Raw genomic sequence first — 16501 nt, forward strand, 5'->3', positions numbered from 1 at the left:
TTTGTAAGTGATTTAATATTGAAGAAAATTACTTTTGTGCTTTCAGAATTATATCTGCAAATTCTCTAAAAACACCATCGCCTCCATTTTTTGATAGTTCCAAATCGACAATATTTTTAACATCTTCAACTGCATCTGCTGGACAAGCAGAAAATCCGACTTCCTTTATAATTCCAATATCGTTAACATCATCACCAATAAAAGCAATGTTTTCCGGAGAAATATTTTCAAATTCACAAATTTCATTCATTTTATTTTCTTTATCCCAAATACCAAGATATAAATAATCTACTTTTATGCGTTCGCCTCTAACTTTAATTAATTCGGACGTATCTGTTGTAATAATTGCAGATTTAATTCCTTTTTCTTTTAATAAACGTGTACTCATTCCGTCTTTAACATTAAATTTTTTCATAACCATACCTTCAGAAGTATAGTACAAACCTCCATCTGTTAAGACTCCGTCAACATCAGTAATAACTAATTTTATTTTTTTTATTTTATTAATAATTTCTAAATCAAGCATAATGATCCGATTTTAGTTACAAAATAGTAAAGTAAAAATAAAAAAAAAGGCTGCATTACAGCAGCCTTTTTGTAGAATAAAAACAATTATATTTTAATTAAATGTATATCTTACAGATAATTGAATTCTAAATACGTCATCAATTGAAGCGGTTGGTGTGAATGATTCGGTAATTAAATTCCCACCGGTTCTTGTTAATTGATATTGGACTTCACCTTCAGCATTTGCTTGGGCATTTCTTACTACAACAAGTGGAGTGGTTGTTGTAAATCTTTGATTAACACCCCAATCCGGGTTTAACAAATTTCCGAAGTTTAAGAAGTCAACTCTAAATTGTAATGAATTACGAGCGCCTAATAAATCCGCAAAAACTTCTTGAGATACGCTAAAATCGGCTCTGAAAACCATTGGTAAAAATGCACCACCTCTTTCGGCATATTCACCTCGATTTTCACTTAAGTAGTCATCTTGTTCAATATAAGCATCCCAAGCTTCTGCTTGTTGATCTGCAGTAAATAAAACATTATTGCTATTATCAACAATATTAACAAAATTCATTTCGGATTTATCATTTGCAATATAAATTAAGTCGTTACTTGTACCGCCATCACCGTTTATATCACCACTAAATACGTAGCTTGCATTTCCGGGTGTATAGCCATCCCAGAAAAATGAGAAAGTTGTTGCTCCAAAATCGAAATATTCTAATCTATATGCAGCTGCAGCAAAAATTCTGTGTCCTGGTGAATAATTTGAATAAGCAATTCCGGGATTGTTTGGGTCATTGCTATGCTGGTTATTATTCCATGAACCAAATGCAATTGAACCTGCATCAACTGTATTTTCCGAATATCCATAATTGTAAGCAACTTTTGCAAACCAATTATCACTAAATGGTTTTTCAAGTGAAGCAGATAAATTTAACGAGGAACCTTCATTTTGGTTTTTCAATACAATTGCACTTGAAATATTGCTGTTTATTCTATTTCCTGATGTCCATCTTGCTCTAGAATCAACTCCGTTAAAAGCTGTATTTGGATCAGCTAAGTTTGCATTGATGTAATAAACTCCGTTAACATCTTTGCCATAAATTGCTTCGGCTGTTCCAATTAAACCAAGAGGTAATTTTTGATCCACGGCGAAGTTACTTCTCCAAATTTGAGGGAATTTAAAGTCCTGATCAGTAAAAGCTAATTCATAACTTGAAGCTGGATCTCCTGTTACAGAAGTTGGTTTATAATGATCTGGATCGGGATTAAAAGGTCTTGCGGTTGTATTATCTTGTTGTTCAAAACCTGTTAGAACTCCATTATTTCCTATTTGATTAGAAACCCAAACATAAGCGGGTCTTCCGGTAAATATTCCAGTTCCGCCTCTTAATTGTGTTGTTTTATCTCCATTTAAATCCCAGTTAAAACCAATTCTTGGAGAGAATAATGGATTTGGATCAGGTAATTTACTAGTTGAATATTTTACAGTATTTCCTTCTTCATCTTGAAAATTTAAATTGTCAACAGCAGAATTCTCAAATCCTGTATTGCCAAAGAATGGAACGTCAATTCTTAACCCCATTGTTAATTTAAAATCTTTGTTTAAGTGCCAATCATCTTGTCCGTAAATTCCGGCATATGTTACTTCAAGAGGTTGAACTGGTTTATCCATTCCTGGTTGATTTGACCATCTCACTTGGAATCTTCTAACAGTAGTAGGTGAAGCAGTTCCGTTTATGTAAGCATTTGCATCAGCATAAAAATCATCTAAAGAATTATATACATAAACACTTTGTGATCCCGGGAAGAAAATATTTTCCGATTCATAATATTCTAAGCTTGCACCAAATGTAAAATTATGATCTGCACCATAAATTGAGAAATTGTTTTGTAATTGAAAACTTTTGTATCTCAATTCATTATTTGGCGTAAACGGCTCAAAGCCAAAAGAGATATAATTTGCACCATCTTTAAGAATATCAACCATCGGGAATAATTTATCACTTTTATATCCGCGGCTTTCATCTTGGTAAGTATATCCAACAATTAAATTGTTAGCCATATTATCGCCAATTCTTGCATTCCACTCACCAACAATTGAGCGAATATTTTCCAAAATACTATAATTTGAATTTGCATAGTTCATTGAATTTGAATTTGTTCTTCTATTTCCAAATCCCAATGAGGAAGAGTTAGACATTAAAACGTCAGTTTCAGAATCTAAATGAGTATATCTTAAACTCAATTTATTATTATCATCCAAGTTATAATCTAATTTTGCAATAAATCTTGTTGCAGGTGTTTCAAAATCATAACCTTGGTAAGGTCCAGTTTCATAATCAAAATTTTGTTTTAGGAATGAGCTGAGGTTATCCAAATCTGATGCTAAAACTCTAGTTGTATTTCCAACAACTTCTTGACCACCAGCATTTGCTTCAAAAGTTGTTGCAGGATTTGTAAGAGCCTCATTTTCAAAATTCATGAAAAAGAACAATTTATTCTTAATTATCGGTCCGCCTAAACTCAAACCAACTTGGCTGTAATTAAAAGTTCCTGGATTGAAATCCAAATCGCCAGCTTTTGTTCCAACTAAACCATCATCTCTAAATTTATAATAAGCAGTTCCGGAAAAATCGTTGGTTCCACTTCTTGTTACAGTGTTAACACCAGCACCTACGAAATTACCTTGACGAACATCATAAGGAGCAATATTAATTTGCAATTGTTCAATTGCATCCATAGAAATTGGAGCAACACCGGTCCTATCACCCGGTTGACCAGCTAATCCAAATGAATTATTGAAATATGAACCATCTACAGAAATATTGTTATATCTGTTATCTTGACCGGCAAATGAAAAACCTTGAGCACTGCTTCCATCAGGAACACCAGCTCTACTGAATTGAGGAGTTAAACGAGCAAAGTCACCAATTCTTCCAGTAATTGTTGGTAAAGTTTTAATAGCTTCTTTGTTTATTGCAGTAGCAGCACCTGTTCTTTCAGAACTAAATATTGCATCTCTTTCACCAGCAACAACAACTTCGCCTAATTCAATATTTGCATCAACCATATTAAAATTAACATCAGAAGAAACACCAAGGTTTAGATATACGTTATCTCTTACTTGTTCTTTGAATCCAACATAAGATGCTGTAACTTTGTAAGGACCACCAACTCTCATACCGGCTACAAAAAATCTTCCATCTAATCGGGTTGAAGCACCGTAAGTTGTTCCAGATGGAGTATGAACTGCAATAACGTTTGCACCCGGCAATGGATTTCCGTCACCGTCTGTTACAATTCCATTAATTGATGAAGTTGTAACACCTTGTGCAAATAAACTGCCAAAACTTATTACAAAAAGTAATAACATTAGGGCAGATTTAAAGTAATTAGTTTGGGGCATAAAGGTCTCCTATTTTGTTATGTAAATTCAGTTTTAATTTACGTTTTTCTAAGATTTTTGTACTCAAATATTTGTAAAATACTTCGGCTTTCCAAAACAAAAATAAGATTTAATAATTTTTTAACATTGCATTTTATTAAAAAAAAATATAAAGAAAATTTGAATTTGAGAAGTTTGAAAATTTTTAAATTCTTAAATTTGTAACTAATTAATAAATCTGTAATCAATGCAATCTTATTAAAAAAATATTAAATCAAAATTTTCCTAAATGAATTTGAATAATTATCCAAAAGATTAGAAGATTATATTGGACAAACCGAATTGCATCCCTTTTGATAAATATTTTGAATAAATTTTTACTATGAAAAAAACAATTTTATTTATTTTAATTTCCTTAAAATTATTTGCCCAACAAGTAACTTTAAATGGTGTAGTTAAAGATTCGTTAACCGGAAATCCTATCGAATTTGCAAATATAATTTTAACAGAAATTAACATTGGAGCAAGCAGTAATACAAACGGAAGTTTTTCATTAGAGATTCCAAAAGTGGGAAAATATTTAATTAAATTTTCACATGTTGGATATCGAACATATAGTAAAAATTTCGAGATTACAAAAAATTCATATTTTGAAATAAATTTAATTCCTTCGGAAATTTTACTTGAGCAAACTACAGTATTAAGTTCACTTCCTAAATTTAGAGAAACTCCGGTAGCAAATAAGGATTATAATAATTTTCAAATAGAAAAAAATCTTGGAAACAGAGATGCCGGTTTTATTATGGAATCTTCTCCAAGTGTTTTTATTTCTTCGCACGGCGGAGGAATGGGAGATTACAAAATTTCTATAAGAGGATTTAACCATACAAATATTGCAGTTATGTTAAACGGAGTTCCGGTAAACAATTTGGAAAACGGTGAAATTTATTGGTCAAATTGGGCTGGAATTGCGGATGTTCTAGAACGTGTAAATGTTCAAAGAGGACTAGGTGCAAATCCATATTCAATTTCGTCAATTGGAGGATCAGTTAATTTTTTAACAAAAGGTGTAAATAGTTTAAATAATTTCGCAAAATTCAGCATGGAATTTGGTTCTGATAATTTTCAAAAAAAGACAATTGCATTTTCACAACAAATACTTGGAAATAGTTTGTTGCTAACATCATTTATTTCAAAAAAAGATTGGGATGGATATGTTGATCAAACTTGGGTTGATGAATTTTCATATTATTTTGCTCTTGGCGGAATTTACGGAAATCATTCACTTGAACTTCAAGCTATAGGTTCTCCTCAAGAACATGGTCAGCGTTTAACAATGCTTACAATTGATGAATGGAAATTATACGGAAAGAATTTTAATTTCGATTGGGGATATTTAAATGGAAAACCATTAAATCTAAGAGATAATATTTTTCACAAACCGACTTTCAATTTAAATCATAATTGGCAAATTAACCAAAATTGGATTTTATCAAACATTCTATATTATTCTTATGGAGATGGCGGAGGAACCGTTCCACCTTGGGCAAATTTTAACAAAACTGAAAATGGATTAATTGATTTTGATTCTGAGTGGAAAAAAAATTCCAATAATGTAAATACAAATTTTCATCCTTTGTTAAATTACACAGAAAATGCTTTACGATTTACTGTTCACAGTCATAATTGGTTTGGTGTAATTTCTAATGCAAGATTTAAAAAAGAAAATATAGAAATTTCTACTGGCATTGATGCAAGATATTACTCAGCTCAAAATTATAGGAAAGTAGGAAATTTATTAGGCGGGGATTATACAATCGGCAGCAGCAATATCAATTTGGATGCAAATGAATTATTATTCAAAGGTGATAAAATTGATTACAATGCTGATAGTTATGTTCGGCAAATCGGCGGATTTATTCAAAGTGAATTTAATTTTGATGATTTATTGTTGTACACAAATTTCTCGTTTTCTTCAACCGGATATAAAAGGTTAGATTATTTTAATTATTTAACTAATGATTCCAAAAGAGAAACTGATTGGCTTGATATTCTAGGTTTTACTGTAAAATCCGGCGCAAATTATAATTTGGATAATTTTAATAATCTCTTTTTTAACATTGGATATTTTTCAAAAGCTCCACTTTCGGAAAATGTTTTTGATTATCTAAATAATAAATATGAAAATCTGAAAAATGAAAAAATTATAAATATTGAATTGGGATATGGATTTAGTACAACTGATTTTCAAATTTCATCAAATTTATATTTTACCGAATGGAAAGATAAAGCAATCAGTAAAATGATTAGCGATGTAAATACAAATCAATTTTATTTTTATAATTTATCCGGAGCTTCCGCTCGCCATATGGGAATTGAGTTAACGTCAACTTATCATTTATTTAATTATTTAAAATTTGAGGGAATGTTTTCTAACGCAATTAACAAATGGACAAATAATGTTTTTGCAGTAGTTGCACCGGAATCTGATCCGACTCAACAAACGGTAATTAATTCCTATGTAAAAAATGTTTATGTCGGTGGCTCGCCAATGACTTCTGCATATTTAAGTTTAGAATTTGAACATAATTTTAATCAAAATTTTTCTATTACTTTAAATCCATTAATTAAATTTTACGGAAATCATTATGCAGATTTTAATCCGAATTTAAGAAACAATATTGATGATGAAAATATAAATTCTTGGAAACTGCCAAATTATACAATCATGGATTTTCATATTTCCGCAAATGTAAATTTAAATTTAAGTTATTTGCAAAAAATTATTTTACATCTAAATTCGTTTAATCTTCTTAACAATAAAGATTATATTGTTGATGCAATTGATGGAATATCACACAATTCACAAAGCGCTTTGGTTTGGTTTGGAAGAGAAAGATGGTGGAATTTTTCCTTATCGTTTGAATTGTAAATCTCAAAAAAAAATAATAAATCATTTAAAAAAATAATGAAATCTAAAAATGTTATAATAATTTTTTTTGTATTTACTTCAATTATATTTGCTCAAAAAACTCCGTATGTTATTTTAATTTCGTTTGATGGATTTAGATGGGATTATTGCGAACGCGGAATTACTCCAAACTTAGATTCGTTACAAAAATATGGAGTTAAGGCAAAATCTCTAAAGCCGTGTTTTCCATCAAAGACATTTCCAAATCATTATTCAATAATTACCGGAATGTATCCGGAAAATCATGGAATAATTTCTAATTTTTTTATCAATCCATTTACAAAAGAAAAATACAGACTTGGCGATACAAACAGTGTAAGAAATAGTAAATGGTATTTAGGCGAAGCTTTTTGGGAAACCGCGAGAAGAAATGGAATTAAAACTGCAAGTTACTTTTGGCCCGGCTCAGAAGTTGATTTAGAATATCGCAGACCAAATTATTTTAAATATTATCAGCATAGCAAACCGTATAAAGAAAGAATTGATGAAGTAATTAACTGGTTAAAATTTCCGCAAAATGAAAGACCGCATTTTATAACTTTATATTTTCATGATACGGATTCTTACGGACATGATTTTGGTCCCAATTCTATTGAGGTAAATCAATCAATTAGAAGATTAGATTCTTTAATTGGTTATTTAAATTCTGAATTAAATCAGTTGGAAATTAAAGACAGTGTGAATATTATTTTAGTTTCCGATCATGGGATGACGGAAGTTGGTAAAGATAAAATTATAAATATCGAAGAAATGCTAAAAGATTATAAATCTAAATTTTATAATAATGAAACATTCGCATTTATCGAGCCATCGCAAAATGAAATAAACGAAGTTTATCAATTATTAAAGGAAAGTGAAAATCATTATAAAGTATATTTTAAAGATGAAGTTCCGGAACATTTTCATTTTTCAAAACATCCGTTTATTTCATCAATTATAATTATTGCTGATTTGGGCTGGACTTTAGTTGATAATAAATCACTAAAAAAATTTAGCAATTCATACTCAAAAGGAAATCATGGATTTGATAATAATGAATTAGATATGCATGGAATATTTTTTGCAAAGGGAAAATTGTTTAAAGAAAATTATAAAATTGGAACTGTACAAAACATTGATATAAATCCATTACTTGCAAAAATTTTTGGAATAAATCCAAAATCAAATATTGATGGAAAACTTGAACGAATTGAATTTATTCTAAAATAGAAAGGAAAAATTTGGAAGATTTATTAAATATTAATTACAAAAAATTTACATTAAAAAATGGATTGGAAGTTGTTCTATATAAGAATGAATCATTTCCAACTGTAGCCGTAAACATTTGGTATAAAGTAGGTTCCGCAAATGAAAAACCAAACAAAACCGGATTCGCACATTTGTTTGAGCATATGATGTTTCAAGGTTCGCAAAATGTACCTAAGGAAAAACATTTTAAATTTGTGCAAGAAGTCGGTGGAAGTTTAAACGGCTCTACAAGTATGGATAGAACAAATTATTATGAAACAGTTCCATCGGATAGTCTGGAATTGGCTTTGTGGCTTGAAGCTGATAGAATGGGATTTTTGCTTCCGGCATTAACTCAAGACAAACTTGATAACCAAAAAGATGTTGTGATGAATGAACGAAGACAAAATTATGATAATCAGCCGTACGGTTTAGCTTGGGAAATTTTATTTTCAAATTTATTTCCGGAAAATCATCCTTATCATTGGCCAACAATTGGCTGGATGAAAGACATAGAAAAATTTGAATTGAATGATGTAAAAGATTTTTTTGCGAATTATTATACTCCAAATAATGCGAGTCTTGTAATCGGTGGAAATTTTGATGAAGAAAATGCAATCAATTTGGTGAAAAAATATTTAGAAGAAATTCCGAATCAGAATAAAATTGCAGAAATTGAAATTGATTTTTCTGAATTGGAATCATCAAAGAAAATAATTCACGAAGATAATGTTCAACTTTCAAAATTATATTTTGCTTGGAAATCTGAAAAAGGTTACGGAAAATATGATGCTGCACTTGATGTTCTTGCAGATATTTTAACCGGATCGAAAAGTTCAAGATTGCAAAAACATTTAATTCATAATTTACAGATTGCACAAGATGTTTCTGCATTTCAATATTCTGCAAAATATGATGGAGCATTTTTTATAACAATTACTTCTCAGCAAAATTGCGATTTGGAAAAATTAAAGGAAGAAACTTTTAAAATTCTAAATCAAATTATTTCTGAAGGAATTACGGATTTAGAATTGGAGCGCGCATTAACAAGTTATAAATCATCTTATATTTATTCGCTTCAAAATTTGGATAATTTGGTAAATCAAATTAATAGTTACAATTGTAATTTGAGTGAACCTAATTCTTTTGTGTATGATATTAAAAGATATTTGAATTTAAAAAATGAAGATATTCAAAATGTGGCAAAATTAGTTTTAGAAAAAAATTATGTTGAGTTAAAAATAATTCCTAAAAGTAAAAATTGATTATTTAAAATTTACAAATTGTACCGGAAAATCTAATTCGGCGCTTTTAATATTAGCGATAACAGATTGAAGCTCATCTTTTTTTGCGCCTTGAACTCTAACTTGCTCATCCATAATTTGAGCATTGACTTTAAACTTCATTTCTTTAATTAATTTTGTAACATGCTTTGCATTTTCTTTACTAATTCCGTTTTGCAAAGTTATTACTTGTTTAACTCTTCCACCGCCGGCAGGTTCAATTTCTTTCAGTTTCATAACCTTTAAAGAAATTTGTCGTTTAATAAATTTTGATTGAAGAATATCAATTGAAGTTTTAACACCGTATTCATCTTTAGAATTAATTGTGATCGTTTTATCACTTTTGCTTAAATCCAATGTTGTATTGGAATCTTTTAAATCATATCTCTGAATAATTTCTTTTTTAGCTTGATTTAAAGCATTATCAATTTCTTGGAAATCAACTTCAGAAACAATATCGAATGAAAAATTTTGTGCCATAAATTTCTATTAAATAATTTTATTAAAATCTGTTTTTATCATAATTGATCTGCGTAATCAGCGTTCTATTATTATTTTAAGTTTCAAGTCGGGGTGATAGGATTTGAACCTACGACTTCTTCGTCCCGAACGAAGCGCGCTACCGGGCTGCGCCACACCCCGAAAATAATTGATTTATAACAACACCTAAAATTACTCACAAAATCTTATTAAAAAAAAAGAAAAATGAATCGATAATGTTAATAATTATTGTCTTAATTCGAATTTAAATTACCTTGAGGGAAAATGCAAGTTACTACCGAACAAATTTATTCAAAATTGAACAAAATCCAGAATTTGCCAACTATTCCAGAAATTATGTTTGATGCAATAAGTATTATAAAATCTGAACCAGGTAATGTTATAAAAATTTCGGAAATAATTGGAAAAGATCAAGGAATGGCAACAAAAATACTATCCGTTGCTAATTCGCCGCTGTACGGAATGTTGAGAAAAGTTTCAACGCTGGAATTTGCAATTATGATTATGGGTTCAAACGAGCTTGAGAAAATTGTTACGGCAATATCACTATCAAATGCTATAAGGTTTAAACCAATTCCTAATTTTAATGAACAGGATTATTGGAAACATTCAATGGCTGTGGGATTGGTTGCAAAAGATATTGCAAGGAGATTAGGTTTTCCGGAAATTGCCGGCGATGCGTTTGTAGGCGGAATTCTTCACGATATAGGAATTCAATTAATTGTAAAATATTTTCCGGAGGAGTTTCAACAGATTTATTCAAATTTAAGTTATGATAAAAAATTTATCGAATGCGAAAATAAAATTCTTGGAATTTCTCACCAAGAAATGGGTGCATTTCTTCTAAAAAAATGGAATTTACCCTCATCAATTTTTGATTGCGTTCAATATCATCACGAGCCTGAAAATTCTTTAGAAAATAAAGAGCTTGTTTCGGTTGTTCATCTTGCAGATTTTATTACAAACGAATTTAATACCGGTAAAGGTTTTTGGGATCAAGGAATTGAATTAAATGTATCTTTATGTACTTCGCTCGGTTTTGATTCTCACAACGATTTAGTTGGATTTTATTCGGATTATTCTGAATTGGTTACAGATACTGTTGATTCAATTCATATTTAAGATGAAAATTAGAGAAGTTTAGTAATTAAATGTCCTAAAATTATTAAATAAAGCGAATTAACAAACAGTTTTATAATGTAATTACTTTTCGAAATCTCAGGATGTAATTTCAAAAATGTAATAAAATAGTTACTTAAAATAGTTAATCTTGCCTGTCGTTCACTCATTTCTTTTTGTTTAATATGTATCTTTTTGAGAAAATTAATTAATTCCTAACGAATTTAATTATTTTAAAATAAATATCAAATAAAAAAATACATTGTGTATTATTAAATCTTATTAATATAAATAATATCGGTTTGAATAGAAAAGAATTTTACTTTCTGAATGTTTCGAGAAAACTAAATCCGAATGCCAAAATAAAACCGGTAATTCCAATTGAAATTGTGAAAAGATTAATTTCAAAGGTTTTTTGAGGATCAAAAAGAGATAGGAAAAAATCAATAAAAACTGAAAATAAAAAGAATAAAGAAAACCCGTACAAACCATAGAATATGTGATTTAAGAAAAATTTTTTTATTGAATTTGTTGGTTTGCTTTTTTCTAACTGTTTTGAAAAAGTTTTTTTATAATCAGATTTTGTATTTGGCATACTTAATAATATTGTTATTAATTTTTTTCATTTACGTTTTGAATCACAATATAAAAATAATTCAATTATTAATCATCATAAGTTTTTTTATGAAATACTTTGTTTATTAAAAACATAAAAAATACGTTTCCAAATCCTAAAAAACTTACAACAACTTCATTTATTCCAAAATCCAAATTAGAAATTACACCGTACAAAAATGGAACTAATTTCATTACAAAGAATGCAACTAAAAATATTCCAAAATAGAAAAAACTATCATTGCAGATTTTTTTGAAGAGTTTTATTTTCTCTTCAAGATTTTCATTTGATTTCATTCCAAATCTGTCAATCACTAGTTCGTTATTCATTTTTTCCCTTTCTAAAAAATTTCTAACTCAAATAAGCAGTAACAAGTTAAAAAAATTGTGATTAAGAACAAACGAATCTCATTAAATAATCTCAAATTGAAAAAATATTTTAAAAGATTTGATTTTAAATTGTAAATTATTATTTTAACGCAAGTTATAGAATTTGTATTAGGAATTACATCAAATGAATTTAATAACTGATATAATTGTAAAAAGATATTTAGCAATATTGTATTTTTTTCTGGTTTCATTTATTCTATTTATCCTAAATATCTAATTAAGCATATTGAAAATGGAGTATTTTCATGAAAAAAATAGCTAATACTATGGAATTTGATTTTATTGGCGATAGTCTTCAATTAAAAGGAAGATTCAAATCATTTTTCTTAAAACCGGTTTTCTTGGGAATTTTCTTTTTTTCAATATTTTTTTCAGTAATACTTATTACAAAACTTTCAACTTACTTCATTGGCTCAACTGCAGTTTTTGGATTTAACATTTACGATATACTTTTTTCACTAATTGGTTTTAGTTTAGGTTTTTTATCAGAATTTATTAGGCAAGTTAAAAGAATATTATCCAGATAAACTGCCATTCCACATTTTAAAAATCATTCTTCTTTGTAGAAAATAATTTTTGTATTATTTTTACGCATAAATCCTTTAACATTATCCGGAGAGATAACCAAGGAATGGAAAATAAAATTTTAATAAAATTAGGAGACCTCAGCGACTTTTAGTCAATGGGGATTTTTTTTATATGAATATAAAAGCAAAAATTATAGATGAATCTGGGTTAAACAGAACAATTACAAGATTAGCTCACGAAATTCTTGAAAGAAATAAAGGTTCTGAAAATATTATATTAATTGGAATGCGAACTAGAGGAGAATTTTTAGCAAAAAGAATTTTAGAGAAAATAACGGAAATTGATAAAAAAACTCCGCCGCTTGGAATTTTAGATGCAACATTATATAGAGATGATTTTCGCACAAGACTAAAACAACCGGAAGTTTCCGTAACAAATATCACTTTTGATATAACTGAAAAAAATGTAATTCTAATTGATGATGTTTTGTACACCGGAAGAACAACCCGCTCAGCTTTAGATGCTTTAATGGATTTAGGCAGACCGAGCTCAATTCAGTTTTGCGTTTTAGTTGATAGAGGTCATAGAGAAATGCCGATCAAAGCAGATTTTGTCGGAAAAAATATTCCAACTTCCGTTAATGAAGAAGTAAAAGTTAAAATGAAAGAAGTAGATGATGAAGATGCGGTTTATTTAATAGAATCACCAAAATAATTTTTAGGGGAAAAATGTCATTAAAAATTAAACACCTTTTGGGTTTGCAAGACGTTTCTAAAAATGATATTCAATTAATTTTAGATACGGCAACAACCTTTAGGGAAGTTTTAGAAAGACCGATTAAAAGAGTTCCAACTTTACAAGGAACTACAGTTGTAAATTTATTTTATGAAAATTCAACACGTACAAGAATATCTTTTGAGCTTGCAGAAAAAAGGCTTTCCGCAGATACTTTAAATTTTTCTACATCAACAAGCAGCGCAAAAAAAGGTGAAACTTTTAAAGATACTGTGAGAAATATTGAAGCAATGAAAATTGATATGATTGTCGTTCGTCATCAATCAGCCGGAGTTCCGTTATATTTAACTAAAATTTCTAAAGCATCAATAATTAACGCCGGCGATGGAAGACACGAACATCCAACTCAAGCTTTGCTGGATATGTATTCAATTAAAGAGAAATTAGGAAAATTAAATGGATTAAAAGTTTGTATTGTTGGAGATATAGCCCACAGCAGAGTTGCACTTTCAAATATATTCGGATTAAAAACAATGGGTGCAGAAGTTTCACTTTGTGCACCGCCAACAATGATTCCCAGAAATATTGAGCAATTTGGAATAAAAATTTATCATGATATTAACAAAGCCGTAAGTGAAAATGATGTGTTAAATGTTTTAAGAATTCAGCTTGAACGTGATGCCGGAACTACAATTCCTTCTTTAAGAGAATATCATAATTATTTTGGAATAACAACAGATGTAATTGAACGAAATAATAAAGATATTTTAATACTTCATCCCGGACCAATAAACAGAGGAGTAGAACTTTCTTCAGAAGTTGCCGATGGACCGTATCAAATTATTTTAGATCAAGTTACAAACGGCGTTGCAATAAGAATGGCAGTTCTATATTTGTTAGGAACAAAAAATTCGTAATTATAAAAATTGGATTGTAAAATGAAAATTGTATTAAATAAAGTTAGAATTATAAATCCCGCACAAAATCTTGATGAACAAAATGATATTCTAATTGAAGATGGAATTATCAGAAAAATTGGGAATTTGAATAAAGAAGATTTATCCAACGCAAAAGTTTTTGAGTTTAACGGAAAAATTTGTTCGCCCGGACTTTTTGATATGCACGTTCATTTGCGTGAACCGGGAAGAGAAGATACCGAAACTATTTTAACCGGATCAAATGCGGCAGCTTCCGGAGGATTTACCGGAATTGCTTGCATGCCAAACACAAAACCCGCAATTGACTCTGCTGAAGTTGTAAATTTTATTAAAAGTAAATCTGAAAATCATTTGGTTGATGTTTTTCCAATTGGTGCAGTTAGTAAAGATAGAAAAGGTGAAAATTTAGCTCCAATTGCAGAACTTGTTACTGCCGGAGCTGTTGCTTTTTCTGATGACGGCGTTGCAGTTAAAACTGCTTCACTTTTGAGAAATGCTTTAGAATATCTGAAAATGTATAATCTCCCAATTATTGAACATTGCGAAGATGAATCTTTAGCTGGCGGAGCAATGAATGAAGGAAAAGTTTCTACAATGTTAGGACTTCCGGCAATTCCAACAATTGCTGAAGATTTAACCGTTATGCGAGATATTGCAGTTGCGGAATACGTGGATGGAAAAGTTCATATTGCGCATATAAGTTCAAAAAATGCAGTTCAGTTAGTTAGAGAAGCAAAAGCAAAAGGATTAAAAATTACCGCTGAAGTTACTCCTCATCATTTTACATTAACTGATGAAGCGCTTATAAGTTACGATTCAAATTATAAAATGAATCCGCCTTTGCGAACCGAAGAAGATGTAAAAGCTATGATTGAGGGATTAAAAGACGGAACAATTGATTGTATTGCAAGCGATCATGCGCCGCATTCTATTGAAGAAAAAGAAGCAGAATTTATTTATGCTCCCAATGGAATTTTAGGATTAGAAACTCAACTTGGTTTAGCATTAAATGAATTGGTTCATAAAAATCATTTATCAATTTCACAATTGATTGAAAAACTTTCCATCAATCCCAGAAAAATTTTGAATATTCCAATTCCGCAAATTTCTGTTGGCGAAAAAGCCAATCTAACAATTTTTGATGAAAATGAAATTTGGACTGTTGATATTAAGAAATTCAAATCTAAAACTAAAAATTCTCCGTTTGATAAAAGATTACTTACCGGAAAACCAATTGCAGTAATCAATAATTCTAAAATGCATTTTGATGAAAAATTTACCGAAATATAATGTATATTTTTCTGTACAATAAAATTCACATCTGAATACAAAATAAATCATAATTTATTAAAAGCCTTGAATTTGAAGAAATTTGAGGCTTTTTTATTTGGCATTTTCCTTGAAATACTAATAGTAGAATTTCGTATTGGAGGAAAAAATGAAAAATGAAAAAGCTTTATATCGAATATTATTAGTAATCGCAGCTTTGTTCTTATTCACAAATTGCGATCCAAATTTAAATTATGAATATGATGATACGCCGCCATCCTCTCCGGAAAATGTTGTAACTTACGTCGGTGATGGATTGGTTGAAATTACTTGGGAAGATAATTCAGAAAGAGATGTTGCCGGTTATAATGTTTATTTTTCATATGATTATTGGGGTGAATATGAATTAATTGGAAATACATCCGGAAATTATTTTGTTGATAACGATGCAGTAAACGGTGAATTATATTATTATGCAGTTGCAGCTTATGATTTTGACGGAAACGAAAGTGAATTAAGTTACGATATGGTTTACGGAGTTGCAAGACCAGAAGGAATGAACAAATCAATTTATGATTATAATCTTTATCCAAATAATTCCGGTTATGATTTTAGCGAATATGCAGTTGTTCCTTTTGATGCTTACAGCGATGATTTTTCGACAGACTTTTTCTTTGAAAATTATAATGGCGAATATTACTTAAATGTTTGGGATGATACTGATATTCAAGATATGGGTTATACAAATAGTTTCTTAGATATTTATTACGCTCCTTTAGATGGCTGGGTTTTGATGAATCCCGATGAAAATGTAAAATATACAAAAGCTATTGTTGGTCATACTTATGTAATTTGGACTTGGGACAATCATTATGCAAAAATTAGAGTAAAAGCAATTTCTGGAGATAGAGTAGTTTTTGATTGGGCTTATCAATTATTAGAAGGTGAACAACAACTTAAAACAAATAGAAATGCTGAAACAAGAAATAAAATACCAGAAAAAGTTATTAAAAAGTAACACACC

The 16501-nt window shown here is 29.5% G+C and carries 14 protein-coding genes and 1 tRNA gene; 9 read left to right on the forward strand and 6 right to left on the reverse strand.

From position 1 onward, the window contains the following. Positions 1-28: 28 nt before the first annotated feature. Positions 29-526 carry an HAD hydrolase family protein gene (locus tag IPH62_10920; protein MBK7105785.1) on the reverse strand — a complete coding sequence of 166 codons (498 nt, stop codon included), beginning with the start codon at positions 524-526 and terminating at the stop codon, positions 29-31. A gap of 93 nt (positions 527-619) precedes the next feature. Beyond that, a complete protein-coding gene (locus IPH62_10925) occupies positions 620-3922 on the reverse strand; it encodes a TonB-dependent receptor (GenBank protein ID MBK7105786.1) in 3303 nt (1100 codons plus the stop codon). 361 nt (positions 3923-4283) lie between these two features. Between IPH62_10925 and IPH62_10930 the strand changes: the two genes are divergently transcribed. Genes IPH62_10930 through IPH62_10940 form a run of 3 tightly spaced genes read left to right on the forward strand, consistent with a single transcriptional unit; the run spans position 4284 to position 9364 of the window. After that, positions 4284-6833 carry a TonB-dependent receptor gene (locus IPH62_10930; GenBank protein MBK7105787.1) on the forward strand — a complete coding sequence of 850 codons (2550 nt, stop codon included), beginning with the start codon at positions 4284-4286 and terminating at the stop codon, positions 6831-6833. 36 nt (positions 6834-6869) lie between these two features. Next, positions 6870-8081 (forward strand): alkaline phosphatase family protein, encoded by a 1212-nt coding sequence (locus IPH62_10935; protein MBK7105788.1) that lies wholly within the window; start codon positions 6870-6872, stop codon positions 8079-8081. An 11-nt stretch (positions 8082-8092) separates the two neighbouring features. After that, the gene (locus IPH62_10940) at positions 8093-9364 is read left to right on the forward strand and encodes an insulinase family protein (protein ID MBK7105789.1); all 1272 of its coding nucleotides are present in this window, start codon (positions 8093-8095) and stop codon (positions 9362-9364) included. Here IPH62_10940 and IPH62_10945 read toward each other — a convergent pair whose 3' ends face one another. Together IPH62_10945 and IPH62_10950 are read right to left on the reverse strand one after the other, a co-directional pair. Beyond that, on the reverse strand, positions 9365-9862 hold the full coding sequence (locus tag IPH62_10945; GenBank protein ID MBK7105790.1) for a YajQ family cyclic di-GMP-binding protein: 498 nt from the start codon (positions 9860-9862) through the stop codon (positions 9365-9367). It lies immediately after the preceding gene. A gap of 88 nt (positions 9863-9950) precedes the next feature. Beyond that, positions 9951-10024 (reverse strand) — tRNA-Pro (locus tag IPH62_10950). Between the two features lie 123 nt (positions 10025-10147). Here IPH62_10950 and IPH62_10955 point away from each other — a divergent pair. Then, positions 10148-11005 carry an HDOD domain-containing protein gene (locus IPH62_10955; GenBank protein ID MBK7105791.1) on the forward strand — a complete coding sequence of 286 codons (858 nt, stop codon included), beginning with the start codon at positions 10148-10150 and terminating at the stop codon, positions 11003-11005. Between the two features lie 316 nt (positions 11006-11321). Here the strand turns inward: IPH62_10955 and IPH62_10960 are convergent, their stop codons facing one another. Both IPH62_10960 and IPH62_10965 read right to left on the reverse strand, forming a co-directional pair. Next, the gene (locus IPH62_10960; GenBank protein ID MBK7105792.1) at positions 11322-11597 is read right to left on the reverse strand and encodes a hypothetical protein; all 276 of its coding nucleotides are present in this window, start codon (positions 11595-11597) and stop codon (positions 11322-11324) included. Between the two features lie 68 nt (positions 11598-11665). Then, a complete protein-coding gene (locus IPH62_10965; protein MBK7105793.1) occupies positions 11666-11947 on the reverse strand; it encodes a hypothetical protein in 282 nt (93 codons plus the stop codon). A 305-nt stretch (positions 11948-12252) separates the two neighbouring features. Here IPH62_10965 and IPH62_10970 point away from each other — a divergent pair, with 305 nt between their 5' ends. The 5 genes from IPH62_10970 to IPH62_10990 all read left to right on the forward strand — a co-directional run bounded on the left by IPH62_10970 (position 12253) and on the right by IPH62_10990 (position 16495). Next, positions 12253-12534 carry a hypothetical protein gene (locus tag IPH62_10970; protein ID MBK7105794.1) on the forward strand — a complete coding sequence of 94 codons (282 nt, stop codon included), beginning with the start codon at positions 12253-12255 and terminating at the stop codon, positions 12532-12534. A gap of 172 nt (positions 12535-12706) precedes the next feature. Next, the gene (gene pyrR, locus IPH62_10975; protein MBK7105795.1) at positions 12707-13249 is read left to right on the forward strand and encodes a bifunctional pyr operon transcriptional regulator/uracil phosphoribosyltransferase PyrR; all 543 of its coding nucleotides are present in this window, start codon (positions 12707-12709) and stop codon (positions 13247-13249) included. A 14-nt stretch (positions 13250-13263) separates the two neighbouring features. Next, complete coding sequence (locus IPH62_10980; GenBank protein ID MBK7105796.1) at positions 13264-14187, forward strand: aspartate carbamoyltransferase catalytic subunit; 924 nt, start codon at positions 13264-13266, stop codon at positions 14185-14187. A gap of 21 nt (positions 14188-14208) precedes the next feature. Then, the gene (locus IPH62_10985; GenBank protein MBK7105797.1) at positions 14209-15498 is read left to right on the forward strand and encodes a dihydroorotase; all 1290 of its coding nucleotides are present in this window, start codon (positions 14209-14211) and stop codon (positions 15496-15498) included. Positions 15499-15646: 148 nt separating this feature from the next. Then, positions 15647-16495, forward strand: a complete 849-nt coding sequence (locus IPH62_10990) for a hypothetical protein (protein ID MBK7105798.1) — start codon at positions 15647-15649, stop codon at positions 16493-16495. The last annotated feature ends 6 nt before the right edge of the window (positions 16496-16501 follow it).

The organism is Ignavibacteriota bacterium (assembly GCA_016708125.1).
In the GTDB taxonomy this organism is placed as follows: Bacteria; Bacteroidota; Ignavibacteria; order Ignavibacteriales; family Melioribacteraceae.